The sequence below is a fragment of the Streptomyces sp. NPDC004051 genome, assembly GCF_053604275.1.
In genome coordinates this window covers 44,742-64,245 of sequence record NZ_JBSGHG010000020.1, presented here as the reverse complement: position 1 = coordinate 64,245, position 19,504 = coordinate 44,742, and the positions used below count along the sequence as shown (strand labels likewise).

The 19,504-nt window shown below is 73.4% G+C and carries 15 protein-coding genes; 10 read left to right on the top strand and 5 right to left on the bottom strand.

What is annotated here, in order from left to right:
- Positions 1-54: 54 nt before the first annotated feature.
- Positions 55-660: an Rv1733c family protein gene (locus ACWEQO_RS21045; protein ID WP_452984794.1), complete on the bottom strand. Its 606-nt coding sequence runs from the start codon at positions 658-660 to the stop codon at positions 55-57.
- Positions 661-977: 317 nt separating this feature from the next.
- Between ACWEQO_RS21045 and ACWEQO_RS21040 the strand changes: the two genes are divergently transcribed.
- The gene (locus tag ACWEQO_RS21040; protein WP_452984793.1) at positions 978-2,279 is read left to right on the top strand and encodes a hypothetical protein; all 1,302 of its coding nucleotides are present in this window, start codon (positions 978-980) and stop codon (positions 2,277-2,279) included.
- Here the strand turns inward: ACWEQO_RS21040 and ACWEQO_RS21035 are convergent.
- From ACWEQO_RS21035 to ACWEQO_RS21025, 3 genes are all read right to left on the bottom strand, one after another.
- Positions 2,263-4,083, bottom strand: a complete 1,821-nt coding sequence (locus tag ACWEQO_RS21035; protein WP_452984792.1) for an asparagine synthase-related protein — start codon at positions 4,081-4,083, stop codon at positions 2,263-2,265. The genes ACWEQO_RS21040 and ACWEQO_RS21035 overlap by 17 nt on opposite strands.
- 2 nt (positions 4,084-4,085) lie before the next feature.
- Complete coding sequence (locus tag ACWEQO_RS21030; RefSeq protein WP_361457766.1) at positions 4,086-4,718, bottom strand: lasso peptide biosynthesis B2 protein; 633 nt, start codon at positions 4,716-4,718, stop codon at positions 4,086-4,088.
- Positions 4,719-5,225: 507 nt separating this feature from the next.
- A complete protein-coding gene (locus tag ACWEQO_RS21025) occupies positions 5,226-5,681 on the bottom strand; it encodes a DUF6643 family protein (protein WP_361457763.1) in 456 nt (151 codons plus the stop codon).
- Positions 5,682-5,974: 293 nt separating this feature from the next.
- Here ACWEQO_RS21025 and ACWEQO_RS21020 point away from each other — a divergent pair, with 293 nt between their 5' ends.
- Positions 5,975-7,270 (top strand): TerD family protein, encoded by a 1,296-nt coding sequence (locus tag ACWEQO_RS21020; RefSeq protein ID WP_452984818.1) that lies wholly within the window; start codon positions 5,975-5,977, stop codon positions 7,268-7,270.
- Positions 7,271-7,289: 19 nt separating this feature from the next.
- On the opposite strand, the gene ACWEQO_RS21015 is transcribed toward ACWEQO_RS21020, so the two are convergent.
- A complete protein-coding gene (locus ACWEQO_RS21015) occupies positions 7,290-8,483 on the bottom strand; it encodes a glycosyltransferase (protein WP_361457760.1) in 1,194 nt (397 codons plus the stop codon).
- Positions 8,484-8,522: 39 nt separating this feature from the next.
- Here ACWEQO_RS21015 and ACWEQO_RS21010 point away from each other — a divergent pair, with 39 nt between their 5' ends.
- From ACWEQO_RS21010 to ACWEQO_RS20975, 8 genes are all read left to right on the top strand, one after another.
- Entirely contained in the window at positions 8,523-9,308 is a 786-nt protein-coding gene (locus ACWEQO_RS21010; RefSeq protein WP_361457757.1) for a glutamate racemase, read from the top strand.
- 88 nt (positions 9,309-9,396) lie between these two features.
- The gene (locus ACWEQO_RS21005) at positions 9,397-9,942 is read left to right on the top strand and encodes a phage holin family protein (protein ID WP_361457754.1); all 546 of its coding nucleotides are present in this window, start codon (positions 9,397-9,399) and stop codon (positions 9,940-9,942) included.
- An 85-nt stretch (positions 9,943-10,027) separates the two neighbouring features.
- Positions 10,028-11,638, top strand: a complete 1,611-nt coding sequence (gene lnt / locus ACWEQO_RS21000) for an apolipoprotein N-acyltransferase (protein ID WP_452984791.1) — start codon at positions 10,028-10,030, stop codon at positions 11,636-11,638.
- Between the two features lie 68 nt (positions 11,639-11,706).
- On the top strand, positions 11,707-12,186 hold the full coding sequence (locus tag ACWEQO_RS20995) for an NUDIX hydrolase (RefSeq protein WP_361457748.1): 480 nt from the start codon (positions 11,707-11,709) through the stop codon (positions 12,184-12,186).
- A 210-nt stretch (positions 12,187-12,396) separates the two neighbouring features.
- Positions 12,397-14,391, top strand: coding sequence for a helix-turn-helix domain-containing protein (locus ACWEQO_RS20990; RefSeq protein WP_452984790.1), 1,995 nt, complete (start codon positions 12,397-12,399; stop codon positions 14,389-14,391).
- A gap of 81 nt (positions 14,392-14,472) precedes the next feature.
- The gene (locus ACWEQO_RS20985; protein WP_452984789.1) at positions 14,473-15,891 is read left to right on the top strand and encodes an amidase; all 1,419 of its coding nucleotides are present in this window, start codon (positions 14,473-14,475) and stop codon (positions 15,889-15,891) included.
- Positions 15,892-16,047: 156 nt separating this feature from the next.
- Positions 16,048-16,197 (top strand): hypothetical protein, encoded by a 150-nt coding sequence (locus ACWEQO_RS20980; protein ID WP_452984788.1) that lies wholly within the window; start codon positions 16,048-16,050, stop codon positions 16,195-16,197.
- Positions 16,194-18,998, top strand: coding sequence for a hypothetical protein (locus ACWEQO_RS20975; protein WP_452984787.1), 2,805 nt, complete (start codon positions 16,194-16,196; stop codon positions 18,996-18,998). The genes ACWEQO_RS20980 and ACWEQO_RS20975 overlap by 4 nt, the downstream gene beginning before the upstream one ends.
- Positions 18,999-19,504: the final 506 nt, after the last annotated feature.

The window sequence follows — 19,504 nt, the reverse complement described above, 5'->3', positions numbered from 1 at the left end:
CCGGACCACCGTAGCGTGCGCACGGCTGTCGCATTGACCAGAGGCGCCGGCCCGTCAGCTTCCGGTGCCGGTCCTGCCCCAGTCGGGGCCCACCCTCTCCCAGGCCCGGTCCAGGCGGACGTACCGGTGGTGGACCATGCGCCGGACGACCAGCCGTCTGACGCACTCGATCGCGGCAGCCGTCAGCAGGGTCACGCCGAAGCCGGCGAGCACGGCGTGCGTCGTCGCCGTCACCGTGTCCATCGGCCGTGCTGTGGGGCGGCCCTCGGCGTCGGTCCACAGGGGAAAGCGGTCGCCCGGCCGCGGGTCCTTCAAACGCGTCGACACCGGGCCGCTGTGCTCGGTGCCGTCGGAGGCGGTCCACCGGGCGAGGACCCGGGTGCGCGGATCCCCGCCGACGGAGCCCTCCGGGTCGATGTTCAGCGGGGCGGGGTCCACCTCGCGCACCACCGCGGCCCGCACCTGATGCCGGTTCGCGTGCTGCTCGCGCACGGAACGCCGCAGGGCCTCCTCGGTGGCGCTCCCGACCAGAACCCCGACGACCGGGGCGGCGAGGAGGACGAGCAGCAGTGCCACGAGCCCCACCCGGCCCTCGGCCAGATCGGTCGGGCGGCACAGCGGGTTGTGCCGCCAGCGCCACAGTCCCCTGATCGCCCGCACCGGCCGCACCGCCTTCCCACGTCCGTGACCCCTGCTTCCGTGATAGCTCCCGGCGGAGCGGTCCGTGCGGGGTTCCGTGGAAGAGAGAGGGACGTCACCCTTCGCCGGGGCCTTCCGCTAGGCCTTCCGGAGGCGTCCGGATGGTGGCCCGGGTGATCGACGCGGACGATGGGGCTCGAGTCCCGGATGCTCCGCGGCCCGCCGGACGGCGCTCACCCGTGCAGTGCCGCAGTGACAGTCGAAGTCGAAGGAGGACCCCGTGGATCCAGTCGGCTCGAGCGCCCGGCGGACGGCCCGCGGCGGCAGGGGATGATCACGTGAGGAAACCCACCGGGATCGGCGTCGGCTCGCGTCTGCGGGAACTGCTGATCGCGCCGGGCACCAGGAAGTCACCGGCCGCCATGGCATTGATTCTGATGGTCCTCCTCCCGACGGCGCTGCTGCTGGGCTGGTGGGGCATTGAAGACTTCACCGAGGCCCTGACCTACACGGGGCGTATCACCGGTGCCATCCTCATTCTGGTCGCGGTCCTCTCCTTGGTGGGCTTCTTCGCAGTCGTGGACCACTGGGGCCGGAACATCTTCCCCTATTCCGGGGTGGTCGCGCTGATCGGTACGGTCGCGGCATTTTTTACCAACGCCATGCTCTGGTACGAGGCGTTCCGAGACGGCGATTCCACGCCTTACCAGGTTCTGTTCGGCCTGCTCACGGTGGGTTCCGCATGTGCCGTCTTCATGGTGTGGCGGACATCGGTGGTGATTCCCTCTCCGAAGCGGTTCGCCGTGGCGCTGATCGTCTCCTCGGCTCTCGCGGTGGCCAATTTCGGCTACCAGCACCTTTACCAGCCGTCCCAGCGCGGTGCCAGGCCCCTCGTCAAGATCGCAGTGGGAGAGCCCGTGCTGAGCAAGGACCGCAAGAAGTTCGTCGTACCGGTCGACATCAAGATCGAGAACCGCAGCGATGTGGGTTTCTACGTGCTCGGCACCGAATTCCACGCCATGGGCGAACAGGTGTCGCTCAGCCGGACGGACCGGCCCCGCGAGCAGTGGCGTGCGGACGCCGAGACGTTCCGTGATTTCTCTGTGCAACGCCCGCTCTCCCGAAAGGAGATCTACCAGCCCGGCCAGTTGGTGTCGGCGCAGCCATGGATGCCTTTCGGGAACTGGATCGAGGCAAATGACGCGTTCGCCACCCAAACAGTTGTGCAACTTCCCATCGACACGCCGTACGATCAGTTGGCGCTCTATGCCTCCGCGCAATTGGCGCGCAAGGACCGGCTCGGTCTGGACCAGGTCCAGCTGAAGGGGTATTCCTGGGGCGGCGGCAAGCTGCCCGAGTGGGTCAAGAAGGACAAGGCTTTCGACTCCGTGGCCTACCGAGGCCGGGTGTACGAAAACAATGCGATCGACCGGCACACGATGGACCCCCGCTACGCCAGCGTCTATTGGCAGTTCGGTGCGCATGGCGCAGTCCTGTCGGCATCCATCACGCGAGGCGATGAGGTGAACCGCGTCCAGTCCAGAGCGGAAATCCGCGAGACGGTGAACCGGTACGGCTTGGTCACCGCCCAAACGGGTCCGATCAAACGGACGCTCTGGGACATCAAGAAGAAGGGTTGACCGGCATGGTCGCACGGCGCACGTGGGAGTGCCGGTCCAGTCGCTCCAGCCACGCCACGAGGGCGAGGGAACTGTTCACACGGTCCCAGGAATAGGAGTCCCCCATGCCGAACTGCGCCTCCCGCACCGCCCGGCACAGCGTCTCCACGTCGAACATCTCCGCGATCAGCGGATGCCCCGCGGAGCGGCAGAGGTCGATGAGTTCGTCGCCGTGTGTCCGCAGGCCGCGGGCGTAGAGCTGGTTGAAGGGGACCTTGACGACCCGGCCGCCGATGCGGGGCGGAAGCAGATCGGCCATCGCCTCGCGCAGTACCGCTTTCGGCCGGCCCGGACGGAACGCGGTCTCGGCGGGGAGGCGGCGCATCGTGGCGATGACCTCCGGGTCGAGGAAGGGGTGCGAGAGGAAGAACCCGTCCTGCCGTGCGCGGCGCCAGGACAGCGGGTCGGGAGCGGCGAGGTAGTTGGCGGCCTCGTAGAGGGACTGCTCGGGCCTGCGGCCGAACACGAAGCGGCTCTCCGCGATGCCGGCCGCGCGGTAGCCGTGAGCCCGCGCGAATCCGGAACGCAGCCATCGGGGGCGGGAGAAGCCGCCGAGGCCGCCGAGCACCGTTCCGCGGCGGCGGACGAGCGCCGTGAACCGTTCGGCGGCCAGCGGAAGAGCCGGCTGCACCACGTAGGCGGAGACGATGTCCCACAAGCCCCGCTCACTGCCCGCGGCCCACTCCCGTGCCTGCCTCGTCATCCGCCGGAGCTGTCCCGTGCGGGCCAGCCTGTGCAGGTGAAGCGGGTTGGCGTCCGCGATGGGGTCGGCCCCGCAACCGGTCAGGAGGGTGTCGCAGCCCAGATCCGCCGCAGCGGCATGGAGCCTGCTCCAGAACGGGGCGCGGAAGGCGTGCGCATGAGGCTCGTCCGGGTCTCCCGCGTGGTGCTGGAAGTCGTCGAAGTCGGCCACGTCGTCGACGTCGAGGACCACCGGGCGGGCTGCGGGCGCGTGCCGTCGGATCTCCGCCATCGCCTCGTCCACATAAGGCCGTTCGGCGGCGAGTTCTCCCCTGCCGAAGCGCCCGGCGAGCAGGACGAGGTTCTCGGGACGGCCCTGCTCCGCGGCCAGCAGACGTGCCGCGAGCAGCGCGACGCTGGTGGAGTCGGTGCCGCCGGAGACATGGCATGCCGTCATCCCGCCCATACGGCGCCCGACGGCGTTCTCCAGTGCGAGGCGCAGGGCCTTCGCGGCCCCGCCGAGGCCGGGGCCGTCCGCTGCCGGCACCGGTGGATCGTGGGTCTGAGGGACGTGCCGCAGCGCCCGGCCGCGTATCCGCCCCGTGAGCGACAGTTCCACCACCTCGCCGCCGAGGATGCGGTGCACCCCGGTGAAGGGGGTGAGTTCCGAGTGGGGTTGTGCCATGTTCCCGGTCAGGTACCGGCAGAAGTAGCGCCGTTCCAGTTCCGCTCCACCGCCCAGGTGGCGCGCCGAGGTGCTTACCGCAGTGACCCGGCCGCCGGACTCCCTGAAGAACAGGGGGATGCGCGCCTGCTGGTCCCGCATCAGCAGGATGCGGTCGCGGCACACCAGGACGGCCGCGTAGTCGCCGGTCGGCAGAGGCGGTGCCGCCGGCGACCGGCCCCAGTCGTCGAGGAGGCCGCGCGCTCCCGCCGCGCGCTCACGGACGGAGCCGACCCAGCCGGCGACCACCGCGGTCCCGGCCCGTGAGGAAACCGTCGTCACGAGCCCCTGCCGCGCCATGGAGTCGGCTGTCCAGAGCTTCGGGACGCCTCCCTCCCACTCGAGGCGGAGTGCTTCCACCGTCACTGCCCTCCGCCGCCGACCGAGAGGACCGGCGCGAACGCGTGCCCGCGCGGATCGGCGTCGGGGATGCACCGGCCGGCCGAGGACGTCCAGGCGTGCAGCGCGAACGGGTGCTCGCGCACACCGACGTGGAGTACGGCCTTCAGGCCGCGCCGCCGCAGCAGGACGAAGGCCGTCATGGCCTCGGACTTGCAGTCGCCGTTGACGAACCAGCTTCTGTGACCGTGTGATTGCACCGCCCGTTTCAGCCGTTCGACGTCCTCCGTGGCAGCGGGGTCCGCACGGGCGTACTCCGGGGCCGCCAGGGACAGGAGCCGAAGGGCGCGTCCGAATCCCACGGCCCGGATCAGCAGGTGCACTCCGCGCAGCCAGAGCCCGACCGCGGTGTCCGACGGCTGCCTCCGGCGGGCCGTCGTACACCCGGCGCGAATGAGACCGGTGACGATTTCGGCGCGTTCCGCAGAGATCCCGCCGGCGAACTTGCGGATGTCCGCCGTCGCCACTCCGAGGAAACGCGTCCGCCGCCAGTCCGCGATCAGCGCTCCGTCGGACATCCTGGTGACACGGCAGTGCGGCGACAGGATCCGCGCCATGGCCACCAGGGCATCGGTGTCCTCCGCGTCCTCTGCCACCGCGCAATCCTCCGAGGTCGGCCCGGCACCGTCTCCGCGGCGCACTCGGCCCGACGGGGGACGGAGGGGAACGGGGTCAGGAGTGGTATCCGTGACCGTCGTAGAAGGCGCCGCTGAAGCCCCGGATCAGACGGCCGTTGCCGAGAAGGACGGGCCGGTACGGCATGCGACGTTGCAACAGTCGGAGAAACATCGCCTACCTCCAGAATCGGGTAGTATCGGTAAATTTCAGACTACTCCGCCCTGAAGGCCCCGCAACCGGACTGCCGACGGCCGGGCCGGTACGTGGATGCCCGCGCCGGTGACGACCCTCCCCTCCGCTGTCGATCGGCATCCAGGGCCGGTCTCCGGTCGGTCCCCAGGACTCCACGGAGACCTCCCGCAGGGACGGGCCGCGGAAAGCCCTGACCGGATGTGGGCGAAACGAGTGCGGCAGCGCGTTCCCCATGGAGTCGCCGTGGCGACCGGCGCCGGCGACTCCATGGGGTCGGTGCCCCCGGGTGCGGCTCAGTAGCCGCGGTACTGCTGGTTGTTGTACGGGTCCTGGTACGGGGCGGGCGCCGGCCGCGGGGTCGCGGGGCGCATCGCCTCGTAGCCCGAGCCGGGCGCGGCCGGACGCGGCGGCTGCGGCTGCGGCTGGGGGTAGCCGCGCGGAGCGCTCGCCTGCTGCGGGATGTACGCGGTGGCCTGCTGCGGGACGTACGGCGCGTGCGCCTGCTGGAGCGGGGCCGGCTGCTGCGCCTGCGGGTAGCCGTAGGCGGGCTGGGAGGGGGCCGCCGGGAGGGCGGGCAACGCCGAGGGAAGCGCGGGGAGATGGCTGCCCGGCGCATCGTAGGCGGAGGGGACCCGGATCGGGGCGATCTGCGGGGTGCCCCGCTCGGCCACGAGCGAGTCGTAGATCGGGGTGTCCGGGAAGGAGGCGGAGTAGTAGCCGCCGCCATAAGTGGAGCGGGGGGAGGTCATGGCCATAAGTTAAGCCCACGATGTGCTGGTTGGGGAGACCGATAAGAGGGTTGTTTTCCGTGTCCTCAGCGGCCAGGGATCACTAAAACGGGCGAACTCGGAAGAAACGGCTGTTATTTCAGGTGACCTTCTGGTAAAAGCCGAGTTCCGGGCGGGTTACCGGCGGGTCGTCACTTCTCCGCGCACGCCCCGTGGAGGGCTTCCCGCACGCGGGTACTAGGTTGGGCGGACGGGATCCGACGGACGCCGGGCGTGACCTGGCGAGGTGACACGTGATAGGGGCGGGCATGGCAATGTCGAAGGGATCGAACACGCCGGTGCCGACCGCGGCACTCAGGGTGGAACTGGGGTGGCGCTCGGGCCCCGGTGTCCCTGACGCGGACGCCTCCGCGCTGCTGCTGGCCGGCGGCAAGGTCCGCTCCGACGGTGACTTCGTCTTCTACAACCAACCCGCCCACTCCTCCGGAGCCGTCCGGCACGAGGGCAAGCGGAACGCCGGCGGGCAGGTGACCGACACCCTTCTCGTCGACCTCACGCGGGTGGAGCCCGGGGTCGAGACCGTGATCCTCGCGGCCTCCTCCGACGGCGGCACCTTCGGCCGGATCCCCGGCCTGTACATCGAGGTCAGGGACGCCGCGCAGGGCACCGTCGCGGCCCGGTTCGACAGCGTGGGCGCGACCAGCGAGAGCGCCTTCGTGCTCGGCGAGTTCTACCGCCGCCAGGGAGCCTGGAAGTTCCGCGCGGTGGGGCAGGGGTACAGCAGCGGGCTCGAGGGCCTGGCCACCGACTACGGCATCACCGTGGACGAGCCGCAGCACGCCGCCCCCGCCGGCCCGGCCCCGGCGGCCCCGCCCCCGCCTTCGGCACCCCCGGCCGCCACGCCTCCCCCGGCCCCCGCGGCCCGGCCCCTCGCCCCGCCCGCGCCCGCCGCATCGCCGTCACCGTCGCCGGTCCGGCTCACCAAGGTGACGCTCACCAAGGAGGCCCCGGCCGTCTCGCTGACCAAGCAGGGCGGAACCTCGGGCGCCCTCCGGGTGAACCTCAACTGGCAGGTGCGCAAACAGTTCTCCGGCTGGATGGGCAAGCTGGGCCGTCCGGTCGCCACGCACTCCGACCTCGACCTCGACCTGTGCGCCCTGTACGAACTCACCGACGGCAGCAAGGGAGTCGTCCAGGCCCTGGGCAACGCCTTCGGATCCCTGCACAGGCCCCCGTTCATCCACCTGGACGGCGACGACCGCACCGGTGCCGTCGCGTCCGGCGAGAACCTCACCGTCAACCTCGACCACCGGCAGCACTTCCGGCGCATCCTCGTCTTCGTCACCATCTACGAGGGCGCCCGCTCCTTCGCCGACCTGCACGCCACGGTCACCCTCCAGCCGCAGCACGGCGCCCCGGTCGACTTCTCGCTCGACGAGTGCACCGTCCCCTCCACGGTGTGCGCCCTCGCCCTCATCACCCACACCGGCGGCGACCTCGTCGTCCAGCGCGAGGCCCGCTATCTGGTGCCCGAGCGGGGAGTGAGCCCCCAGCGCGCCGTCGACCACGCCTACGGATGGGGCATGAACTGGACCCCGGGCCGCAAGTGACCCCCGACGGCCGGCCGGCTCAGCCCTCCTCGGGCAGCGCGCCCGGACGCGGATAGGTGCGGCCCTTCCAGGCCGCACCCCGCCCGCGGTGGTGCCGCACCGCCGAATCGACCGTCATCAGGAGGTACAGGAACGCGGTGAACGGCAACAGCGGAGCGAGCCAAGGCGGTTGCCGGTAGTAGCGGAGCATCGGGAGGTACGTTCCCGCCATCACCAGCCAGGCCGCCGCGCCGACGGCCACCGCGCCCCGGTCCCCGGCCGCCAGCCCCGCGAGGACGGCCACCGGCGGCACCAGGTACACCAGCGCCAGCCCCACGACCGTCACCGCCAGCAGCACCGGGCTGTGCCGCAGCTGCGCGTACGCGCTGCGCGACACCATGCGCCACAGGTCGTCCAGCCGCGGATACGGGCGCACACTGTCCACCCGGTCCGCCAGCCCCAGCCAGACCCGTCCGCCGCCGGACTTGACCGCCCGCGCGAGGGCCACGTCGTCGATGACGGCCTGCCGGACGGCGTCGGGGATCCGCGCCCGCTCGGCCGCCTCGGCGCGCAGCAGCACACAGCCTCCGGCCGCCGCGGCCGTCCGCGTCCCCCTCCGCCCGATCCGGCGGAACGGATACAACTGCGCGAAGAAGTACACGAACGCCGGTACGACCAACCGCTCCCAGGCGCTCTCCACGCGCAGCCGCGCCATCTGCGAGACGAGGTCGAACCCCCCGGTACGGGCCGCCGCGACCAGCCGGCGCAGACTGTCGGGCGCGTGCGCGATGTCGGCGTCCGTCAGCAGCAGGTACTCGGGCGCCCGCGCGCGGGCCAGCTCGATGCCGTGCCGCACCGCCCAGAGCTTGCCGGTCCAGCCGGCCGGCGGTTCACCGGGCGAGCCCACGGTCAGCGGCAGCCCCCCGGACCGGGCCGCCAGCTGCCGTGCGAGCTCCCCGGTGCCGTCCGTGCTCCCGTCGTCGACCAGGAAGACCTCCGCCCGCCCGGGGTAGTCCTGGGTGAGCAGCGACGGCAGGCTCGCGGGCAGCACCGCCGCCTCGTCGCGCGCGGGGACGACCACGCACACCGACGGCCACGCCTCCGGCTCCCGCCGGGACGGCAGCCGGACGTCCGTACGCCAGAAGAAGCCCTGGAAGAGCAGCAGCCACAGCCAGGCGGCGAGGGACACGGCGGCGGTCCACACTACGGCGCTCACAGGCGCAGTCTGCCCCACGGAGGCGGCCGGGAGCGGCTCATCGTCTATCGTGGCCGGGTGAAGATCGCGCTCATGGACTCCGGAATCGGCCTGCTGGCGGCCACCGCAGCTGTACGGCGCCTGCGCCCCGACGTCGATCTCGTCCTCTCCCTCGACCCCGACGGCATGCCCTGGGGCCCCAGGACTCCCCAGGACCTCACCGCCCGCGCCCTGGCCGTCGCCGAGGCGGCTGCCGCACGGCGGCCCGACGCCCTGATCGTCGGCTGCAACACCGCCACCGTGCACGCCCTCACCGCCCTGCGCGCCCGCTTCGAACCGGTCCTGCCCGTCATCGGCACCGTCCCGGCGATCAAGCCGGCGGCCGCCGGCGGCGGACCGTTCGCCATCTGGGCCACCCCGGCGACGACCGGCAGCCCGTACCAGCGGAATCTGATCCGGGACTTCGCCGACGGCGTGACCGTCACCGAGGTGCCCTGCTGGGGGCTCGCGGAGGCCGTGGAACGCGCGGACGAGAACGCGATCGACGCGACCGTCGCCGCCGCCGCCGCACTCACCCCGGAGGACGTGACGACCGTCGTCCTGGGCTGCACCCACTACGAACTGGTCGCCGAACGCATCCGGGCCGCCGTGCAGCGCCCCGGCCGGCCGCCACTGGTCCTGCACGGGTCCGCCGGAGCGGTCGCCGCCCAGGCCATGCGCCGTATCGGCGGACGGCCCGCCCCCGAGGCCCCGGCGACCGGCGCCCTCACGGTGCTGCTGAGCGGTCGCGAGGGCACGCTTCCGCCGACCGCCCTCGCCTACGCGGAAGGCCGGCTGCTGCAGGAGGTCACCCCCGCCGGATGAGACCGTCGAGGGGACCGGTCCCCCGGTCGGCGCAGTCGCACCGGGTGACCCCGCACTCGCGCGGCGAAACCGAAGTAGCCTCAAGCGCATGAGGGACCACCCCCACCGTGCCCGCCCCCCGCACCCCGATGTCTGGACCGGCCGCGCGACCAACCGCATGCAGTGGCTCCTGGCACTCATCGGCGTCGCCTGCATGACGCTCGGCATCGTGCTGGCCCTCGACTCGGCATGGACGACCGGCGTCGCGCCGCTGGTCATGGCCGTCGTCGGATGCATCGCCGCCGGGCTGCTGGTGCTGTTCGGCACGCTCGCCTTCGTGCACGTCGCGCTGCGCGTCGACGAGGACCACCTCGAGGTGCGCTGCGGCCACATGGGCGTACCGCGCCGCCGCATCCCGCTGTCGCACGTCGCCGGAGCCGACTTCGTACCGCACGTCACCCCCCGGCACTGGGGCGGCTGGGGCTACCGCTGGCGGCCCGAGAAGGGCACGGCGGTCGTCGTGCGCCGTGGTGAGGGACTCGTCCTGAGGCTGTGGGACGGACACACCTTCACGATCACCGTGGACGACGCGGAGGCGGCGGTACGCGTCATCCGCGACCGCCTGCACCCGCACCGGCCGGGCCCGGCCCACTGACCTGCGGGGGAGGGCGGTCACCGCGCTCCCGGCGGCCGGGCGCTCGTGCGGCCGGAGCCCAGAACACGCGCCGTAGACTCTCCGGGTGACCGTCACCGCAACCTCCGTCGGCGAGTCGGCCCCGATGCCGCCGCGGACCGCGCCCAGGGCGTGGTCCGGGTGGCTCGCGCGCCTCGTTCCGGCCGCAGCGGCAGCACTCTCCGGGCTGCTCCTCTACGTCAGCTTCCCGCCGCGCACCCTGTGGTGGCTGGCGCTGCCCGCCTTCGCCGTCTTCGGCTGGGTGCTGCGCGGGCGCGGCTGGAAGGCCGCCCTCGGCCTCGGCCAGCTCTTCGGGCTGGGCTTCCTCCTGCCGCTCCTGGTCTGGACCGGTGTGGAGGTCGGGCCCGGTCCGTGGATCGCCCTCGCCGTGATCGAGGCGCTCTTCGTCGCGCTGGTCGGCGCGGGTGTCGCCGCGGTGTCGAAGCTGCCCGGGTGGCCGGTGTGGGCCGCCGCGCTGTGGACCGCCGGTGAGGCGGCACGCGCGCGGGTGCCGTTCCACGGGTTCCCCTGGGGCAAGATCGCGTTCGGGCAGGCGGACGGCGCCTTCCTGCCGCTCGCCGCGCTGGGCGGGACCCCGGTGCTCGGCTTCGCCGTCGTGCTGTGCGGCTTCGGCCTGTACGAGATCGTGCGGGTGGCGGTGGACGCCCGGCGCACCGGGACCGTACGGCGCGTCGCGGCGGCCGTCGGAGCGCTGAGCGTGGCGGTGCCGGCCGCCACCGCGGTGGCCGCCCGGCCACTGGTCAGCGACACGGCCGAGACCGGTACGGCGACCGTCGCGGTCGTCCAGGGCAACGTGCCGCGGCTGGGGCTCGACTTCAACGCGCAGCGGCGGGCCGTCCTCGACCACCACGCGCGCGAGACGGAACGCCTGGCCGCGGAGGTGGACGCGGGCCGGGCGGAACGGCCCGACATCGTGCTGTGGCCGGAGAACTCCTCCGACATCGACCCCTTCACCAACGCCGACGCGTACGCCGTGATCGACCGGGCCGCCAAGGCGATCGGCGCGCCCGTCTCGGTCGGCGCCGTGGTGAACAAGGACGGCAGACTGCTCAACGAGCAGGTCCTCTGGGACCCGGTGAAGGGCCCCGTCGACACCTACGACAAGCGGCAGATCCAGCCCTTCGGCGAGTACCTCCCGCTGCGCTCCCTGGTCGGGGCGATCAACGACGACTGGACGTCGATGGTCCGCCAGGACTTCAGCCGGGGCTCCGAACCCGGAGTGTTCACCATGGCCGGAACCGGGGTCGGCCTCGTCACCTGCTACGAGGCGGCCTTCGACTGGGCGGTACGCGACACCGTCGAGGACGGCGCCCGGCTGATCTCCGTACCCAGCAACAACGCGACCTTCGGCCGCAGCGAGATGACCTACCAGCAGCTCGCCATGTCCCGGGTCCGCGCCGTCGAGCACAGCCGCACCGTCACCGTCCCGGTGACCAGCGGGGTGAGCGCGATCATCATGCCGGACGGGACGGTCAGCCGGAAGACCGGCATGTTCGTCGCCGACTCCCTGGTGCAGGAGGTGCCGCTGCGCTCCTCGCAGACCCCCGCCACCCGCCTCGGCGTCCTGCCGGAGACCGCTCTCGTCCTGGTCGCCGCGGGCGGCCTGGGGTGGGCCGTCGCCGCCGGTGTGCGCGGGCGGCGCGCCGGTGACGCGTAGTCGTAGGGCCGGCGCACACACTCCGAAGCGCCGTGGAGCGGCCCGGCCCGCCCGTTAGGGTCACTGCCATGGCTACTCCTGACTTCATCAGCGCCCTGCGCGCCTCCGCCGGCCACCAGTTGCTCTGGCTCCCCGGGGTCACCGCCCTCGTCTTCGACGACGAGGGCAGAGTGCTGCTGAACCGCCGGTCCGACACCCGCAGGTGGTCGGTGATCGGCGGCATCCCCGACCCCGGGGAGCAGCCCGCGGCCTGTGCCGTGCGCGAGGTCGAGGAGGAGACCGCGGTGCGCTGCGTGGTCGAGCGGGTCGTCCTGGTCCAGGCGCTGAGCCCGGTGACCTACGGCAACGGCGACATCTGCCAGTACATGGACATCACGTTCCGCTGCCGGGCCGTTGGCGGGGAAGCCCGGGTCAACGACGACGAGTCGCTGGACGTCGGCTGGTTCGCCGTGGACGCGCTGCCGGACCTCGACGAGTTCGGGCGCTTCCGGATCAAGCAGGCCATGACCGACGCACCCACCTGGTTCGACCCCACCGGTTCCGGCTGAGCTGTGGGGCGTCACCCCGCGGGGCGGAGGAGAGGGCCGAGGCGGCGGCGTGTCCGTGCGCTCCGCGGGCGTCCTTCGTGACCGGCCCCCCGCTGTACCGGGCGGCGGCCGGACCGCGGACCGAGCCGCCGCCCGACCCGCCGCCCGACCCGCCGGCCGAGTGGTCCACAGGCCTGCCGGAAAGGCCGCGGGATGGGGAATCCTGAGGCCATGTCCCGCGATCACGTGCAGTCCACCGAGCCCTCGGTCCCCGGTCCGACCGTGCCGGGCCGGGGCCGTCCCGACGACCGTTTCGCGTACGGCAGTGCCGAGACGCCGTTCCTGGAACTCCTGGCCCGGGGCGCGTCCGCCGAGGCCTACGAGCAGCCGGTGCTCCTGGCCCGCGCGGAGGGACTGCCCGCCGAGCGGATCGCCGCCCTCGAACAGGCCAGGCGGCTCGCCCTGCGCGTCCGCTCCGACCTGGAGGGGCGGCGGCGCCGGGAGGCCGAGCTGTCCGCGCTCTTCGAGACCGCGCACGACCTGGCAGGGCTGCGCGACCTGGACGCCGTGCTCCGGGCGATCGTGCAGCGCGCCCGTTCGCTGCTCGGCACCGACGTCGCCTACCTCAGCCTGAACGACCCGGCCCGGGGCGACACCTACATGCGGGTCACCGAGGGCTCGGTCGCGGCCCGCTTCCAGCAGTTGCGCCTGGGCATGGGCGAGGGTCTGGGCGGCCTGGTCGCCCAGACCGCCCGCCCCTACGTGACCGACGACTACTTCCGCGACGACCGCTTCGAGCACACCCCCTCCATCGACACCGGCGTACGGGACGAGGGACTGGTGGCCATCCTCGGAGTGCCCCTCATGCTCGGGCACACCGTCATCGGCGTGCTGTTCGCCGCGGACCGCCGGGCCCGGGTCTTCGAGCGGGAACAGATCGCCCTGGTCGGCTCCTTCGCCGCGCTCGCCGCGGCGGCCATCGACACCGCGAACCTGCTCGCCGAGACCCGCTCGGCCCTCGCCGACCTGGAGCGCGCCAACGAGATCATCCAGGACCGCAGCGGGGTCATCGAACGCGCCTCCGAGGTCCACGACCGACTCGCCGAACTCGTCCTGCGCGGCGGCGGGGTCCACGACGTGGCCGCCGCCGTCTCCCGGGTCCTGGACGGCACCGTCGAGTTCACCGAGGCCGCCGCCGCCCCCGCCCAGGCCCTCGAGGCGTCCCGGGCGGAAGGGCACGCGGTACGCCACGGCCGCGACTGGATCGCCGCCGTGGCCGCGGGCGACGAGCTCCTCGGCGCCCTCGTGCTGCGCGGCCACCCCGGCCTGGACCCCGTCGACCAGCGCACTCTGGAACGCGCCGCCATGGTCACCTCGCTCCTGCTGCTCGCCCGCCGCTCCGCCGCCGAGGCGGAGCGGCGCGTCCGCGGCGAGCTGCTCGACCACCTGCTCGACGCCCGGGACCGCGATCCGCGCCTGCTGCGCGAGCGCGCGGCCCGGCTGCACGCCGACCTCGACGCCACCCACGTCGTGCTCGGCGCCCGCCTGGAGGGCGCCGCCGCCGACGCCGACGAGGAGGAGGACGCCCGGCGGCGTCTGTGGGCCGCGGCCTCGCACCTCGCGGCGACCCGCCACGGCCTCGCCTCCGCGCGTGACGGCGGCACCGTCCTGCTGCTGCCCCTCGACCCCGGCGACACCGCCACCGACCTGGCCCGTCGCACCGCCCGACACCTGGGAACGGCCGTGCACGAGCCGGTCACCGTCGGCGCGTCCGCCCCGGTCGAGCACCTCACCGCCCGCCCCGACACCGTGGCGGCGGCCTACGCGGAGGCCCGGCGCTGTCTCGACGCGCTGCGCGTACTGGGCCGCCCCGGCGACGGCGCCGCCGCCGAGGACTTCGGCTTCCTGGGCCTGCTCCTGGCCGGGGAGCGGGACATCACGGGCTTCGTCGACCGCACCCTCGGTCCGGTCGTCGCGTACGACGAACGACGCGGCACCGAACTGCTGCGCACCCTCGACGCGTACTTCGCCTGCGGCATGAGTCCCGCCCGCACCAAGGACGACCTGCACGTGCACGTGAACACGGTCGCCCAGCGCCTGGAGCGCGTCGGCCGCCTGCTGGGCGACGACTGGCAGAGCCCGGCCCGCGCCCTGGAGATCCAACTGGCCCTGCGCCTGCATCGGTTCTCGGCACCGGCGGACCCGTCGGGGCCCGGACGGAGCTGACGGGCGGCCCTCTCGCGCGTTACCCGCCGGTACGGAATGATGCCGGGGCAACCATCCGTACGGCCGGGAGCTGAGGCAGCGGTGACGACTTTCGAGGAACGCGGCACGGTGCACGCCTTCCGGGACGACGCCCTGGGGGAACACGACGCCGTCGGCCTCGCCGCGGCGATCCGGCGGGGTGAGGTGAGCGCCGCCGAGGCCGCCCGGGACGCGGTGGAGCGGGTGCGGTCGGTCGAGGCGAGACTCAACGCGGTCCAGGTGTACGCGGAGGTCCCGGCGCACGTCGGCGGGGCGGGCGGCGGAGCCTTCGCCGGGGTGCCGACGTTCGTCAAGGACAACACCGACTACCGGGGCCTGCCCACCGGCCACGGCAGCGCCGCCTTCACCCCGGCGGTCGCGCGGCGGCACGCGCCGTTCGCCCGGCAGTTCCTGAGCACCGGCGTCACGGTGCTGGGCAAGACCCGGCTGCCCGAGTTCGGGTTCAGCCCGACCACCGAGTACGAGGACGCCGAGCCCGTTCGCAACCCGTGGAACACGGGCTACTCGGCGGGTGGTTCCTCGGGCGGCAGCGCGGCGCTCGTCGCCGCCGGGGCGGTGCCGATCGCCCACGCCAACGACGGCGGCGGCTCGATCAGGATCCCCGCCGCCTGCTGCGGACTCGTCGGTCTCAAGCCCACCCGCGGCCGGGTCGTGGCCAATGCACAGGGCCGCCGACTGCCTCTGGACGTGGTCTCCGACGGCATCGTGAGCCGTTCCGTGCGGGACACCGCCGCGTTCCTCGCCGCCGCCGAGAGGTACTGGCGCAACCCCGAGCTGCCGCCCCTGGGCCTGGTCGAGGGGCCCTCGGGACGGCGGATGCGCATCGGATTCCTGCTGGACTCGCCGAACGGCGTCCCCTCCGACACCGCCACCCGGGAAGCCGTCACCGAGACCGCGGCGACACTCGAACGGCTGGGCCACACCGTGGAGCCCGTGGAACTGGCCATCGACCCCCGCTTCACCGAGGACTTCCTCACCTACTGGGGACTGCTGTCGTTCCTCCTCGGCGTCACGGGCCGGACCCTCGGCGCGGACTTCGACCGGCACCGGATGGACGGTCTCAGCAGGGGCCTGCGCGAGGAGTACGTCAGATCCTGGCGGCGTACTCCGGGCATGCTGCGGAGGCTGAAACGTACCCGGGAGGCGTACGCGGCGGCGTTCCGCGGGTTCGACCTCGTCCTTTCCCCCGTGCTCGCCCACACCACGCCGCCGATCGGTCATCTCGGCCCGGCCGTCCCCTACCCGGCGCTGATCGAGCGGATCCTGGCCTACGTCGCGTTCACACCGGTCGACAACGTCGTCGGTACGCCGTCGGTCTCGGTGCCCGCCCCGGGCGCGACGGAGGACGGGCTGCCCGTCGGCGTCATGTTCTCCGGTCGCCCCGGCAGTGAACAAACCCTGCTGGAGGTCGCGTTCGCACTGGAGGCGGACCGTCCTTTCCGGCGCGTCCAGGACGTGTGAGCGCGGCCGTCGCGCCCGACGCCTTGTCCGTTTCTGACCGATTGAAGGTAATCGCCTTTCCGGGTGGGCGTCTTGCGCCTTGACCGTGTCTCATTCACGTAATGCGGGGTGATGCTCCCTCATGTCGCGCTAACGTCGGCGATCGGGTTTGGCGCCATGCCCGGCGGCTCCGTCGACCTGCGCCGCTACGGGAACGTCAACCTCGTCGACGGGGGATACCGCATCGTGGGCCCGCTCCGCCCGTACAACGTCATGGACCCGCAGGTGGCCCCGCCGCTCGACATGCGGAACGGAGGCCGTCCGTGAACGACACGTTCACCGTGAGGGCGCTGTGGGCCTGGTACAGCAGACAGGCCGGCTCGCTGGACGAGTACGACGTGCTGCGCTGCACCGGCGGAGCACGGCGCCGCGCCGCGTTCTTCGACCACATCACTGCCGCCGGTCTCGGCGACCCGCCCTCCGCGGCGGCCACGCGCGACCGGCTGCCCTGGGTCTCCGTGACGGGCCTGCCCTGCACCGACCGGCAGTGGACGGGCATCTCCGTGCTGGAGCCCTCCCCCCTGCGCGACGGCGCGAACCGGGACGTCACATCGACGCGCTACGTACTGCTCGACTCCACCGAACCGGTGCGCCGGAGGGTGGAGTACGTCACCCTGTGGGACGCCGTTGCCTCCCTGCGTCTGCCGCCGGAGCACGAGGAGACCATCCCGCTGGAGGTGCCCCCTCCGGCCGGCGACGGCCTGCCGGAGGGTCTGGAGACCATCGCCGGCCATGCGCCCGGTACTGCCGGCGACAGCGATCGGCGGCGGACCGCGGCCGTGCACTGGGCCGCGGCCGTGGCCGCGCTCCTGCTGCAGGGCGGTCCCGTCGTCATCACCGGCGGCGGTGCTCTCGGCGCGCGGGCCCGGCTGGCCGTGTTCGACGCGATCGCCGGTCTCCTGCCGTACGGGGTGCGCGGCGGACTGGCCGTGGGCAGCTGCGTCGACGGCGGCGACGAGCCGCCCACCCACCTGGCCTTCGGGCCGGCGCACACGCCGTCCGCCCGCTGTGTCGAACTGGGCACCCTCCCGCAGGTTCCGGCCGGAGCCCCGGAGGAGTACCGGCGACAGCTCCTCCGCCTGATCGGGGGCCTGGGACTCGACGCGGTCACCGCCGGCCTGCGCGAGTCCGACGCGTCCGTCGCACCGGCCGACCCGGGGGCCGCCCTGGGCGTCCTCGACCGGCTCGACCCCTTCCGCGCCGCGGTGCACGCCGTGGAGGCCGGGGAGCAGTCCGTGCAGCTGGTGGCCAGGGGGCTGAACAGCCGCACGGACGGCGAGGACACGGAATCCGAGGGCTTCCTGCGGCTCGTCAGGTGCGGGATCGACTACGCCGTCGAACCCGGGGGCCGGGAGGTGCACGACGCGCTGAACCGCCACTGGGCGCACGGGAAGACGGGACCGCGGGTGTCCGCGCTGATGGCGGAAGCCCTGCTGGACATGGCGCTGAGCGGTGTCTCCGCCGCAGCGGACGGCACCTCGTGCCGCACCGGGCTGCACGGACTCTGGCGGCTGGTCGAACTGTGCCGCAAGGAGGCCGAGGTACTGCGGCTGCTCCCCGGCAGCGGTGGACCGGCCGATGCCCAGCGCCTGCGGTACGCGGCCGACTGCCTGTGCCTGCTGGGTCCGGGCAGGGTCGCCGACGGCCGGCCCGACGCCGTGCACGTGCTCCGGGACACGCGCCGGCTCACCCGTGCGGTGCTGGCGCGGGAATCGGCCGACCCCGCGCGGCTCGCGGGCTGGCTGACCCGGCTCGAGCCCACCGCGCACGAGGCCCCCGCCTGGCTGCGGGCCTGGGCGGTGCTGGCGGTGGGCGAACGGAAGAGGGCGGCCCTCGTCGAACCGCGTCCCACCGTCGAGGACGCCCTTCACGTGCTCACCGCCACCGTCCGTTCCGGGCAGCCCGACTGGACGGCCGAGGCCGTCCGGTGGCTGTGGCCGCAGCTGTGCTCCGCCGCCGTCGGACGCGGGGAGAGCGGGCGAACGGACGACGACGGAGCCACCCCCGGGCCTCCCCTCCGGGGCCGGAGCGGAGCGCGGAGACCCCCGGCCCGGACCCCGGAGCACCCGGGCGGCCCCGCGCATCCGGCGGATCCGGCGGGCCGGCCGGACGCGCGCGGCGCGTTGCGGACCCTGCTCGCCACCGACCCGGAGGTGTGGCGGCAGTGCCGGGCGCGGGCCGACGTCCTGAACTGCCTGCTGGGCGCCTTGGCCGCCGGGCCCTCGTGGCGGGAGTCGGCGTGCCGCGCCTACGCACGGAGCCTGCACCGCGTCCTCCGGGACGAGGGACTGGCGCCCTTCCTGGCACTGCTCGTGGAGGGGCTCGCCACGCCGGCACTCGACGGACCCTGGGGAAAGGAGGGCGAGTCCACCGTGCTGACGGCCCTGCTGCGGGTGCCGGACGAGGCGGCCGCGGAGAAACTGCGCCGCCGCGTCGACGCCCGGAACAACGCGTGGCGGCGACGGCAGGACGCCCTGGAGGCGGACCGAGCCGTCCAGGCCCGGCGCCTCGCCGACCGGGAAGCCGCCCAGAACACCCGACTGCGGGCCGCCCGGGAACGGCACACCGGAACCGGGATCGGCGCCGGTGACCGGACCGGCGACGGGCCCGCCCCCCTGGACGCCCTCGCCACGGCCGTCCAACAGCCCCGCTCCCCCCGCGACATCGCGGTGTTGTGGGCGCCCTTCACCCTCGACCTGGACTCCGGGACGGGCCGCCGGGCACTCGAACTGACCGGCCGCTGGTGGGGGAGGGCCCCTGAAGAGGAACGCGACGCGCTCTTCGGCCACCTGGAACGCGCCTTGCTCACCGAGCACCGGTGCAGCGTCGACGTCACCGCGGACATCCTGCACGAGATCAGGAGCCTGATCATGGCCGGCCACGCCTCCGGGCACAGCAGCGGCGGATGGCTGGCCGGGCCGGTGTTCCGGGAGGCGAAGCGGGAGCTCAGGGACCGCCGCTCCCGGGTGCGCGAGCTGCGGCGGATACGGCTGAGGTCCGCCTTCGACCCGGCACCGGGAACGCCGCGCAAGCACAAGAAGTGGACCAGAGGGAGCAGCGACCGATGAACGACACCCCCACCCGGCGGCCGGCCCGACGCGCAACTGCACGCACCCGACGATCCCGAGGACCGGAACTCCTCCGCGACCGGCCGGCCCGGCCTGCGCAAGCAGGCCTCGGGACCGCCCCGGCCCCGGCCACCGGATGCTGGACGAGTCGGGGCCCCGGACCCGGGCCGCGATGGCGGCGGCTCAGGACGACCCCCGCCCACGGCAGGCCGATCCCGCCGTGGCCGGGGACCAGGACAAGGGGGTGTCCGTCCCGGGGCCGGACAGGCCGGACAGGCAGGAGAACGGGCCGGTGCCGGCCGGATCCGGCCTCCGGGTACGGCTGACCGCCCCCACCGACGCGCTGCCCGCGCACATCGGCGACCTGCTCCGCTCGGTCGGCCTCGGGCCCGGGGAGTCCCGCGACACCGATTTCGAGCTGAGCTCCGCCACCGCTCGTCGCAAGGGGCCGGGGAGCGGCCCCAGGACCGAGACCTGGCAGCCGTCCGTCGACGGTCGGGCGGCCC

Bases quoted from the DNA above. Each gene is read 5' to 3' on its own strand.
- ACWEQO_RS20990 (WP_452984790.1), top strand. From the start codon at position 12,397: ATGTCCCGCGATCACGTGCAGTCCACCGAGCCCTCGGTCCCCGGTCCG.
- ACWEQO_RS20980 (WP_452984788.1), top strand. From the start codon at position 16,048: ATGCCCGGCGGCTCCGTCGACCTGCGCCGCTACGGGAACGTCAACCTC.
- ACWEQO_RS21025 (WP_361457763.1), bottom strand. From the start codon at position 5,681: ATGACCTCCCCCCGCTCCACTTATGGCGGCGGCTACTACTCCGCCTCC.
- ACWEQO_RS21005 (WP_361457754.1), top strand. From the start codon at position 9,397: ATGAGGGACCACCCCCACCGTGCCCGCCCCCCGCACCCCGATGTCTGG.
- ACWEQO_RS21020 (WP_452984818.1), top strand. From the start codon at position 5,975: ATGTCGAAGGGATCGAACACGCCGGTGCCGACCGCGGCACTCAGGGTG.
- ACWEQO_RS20995 (WP_361457748.1), top strand. From the start codon at position 11,707: ATGGCTACTCCTGACTTCATCAGCGCCCTGCGCGCCTCCGCCGGCCAC.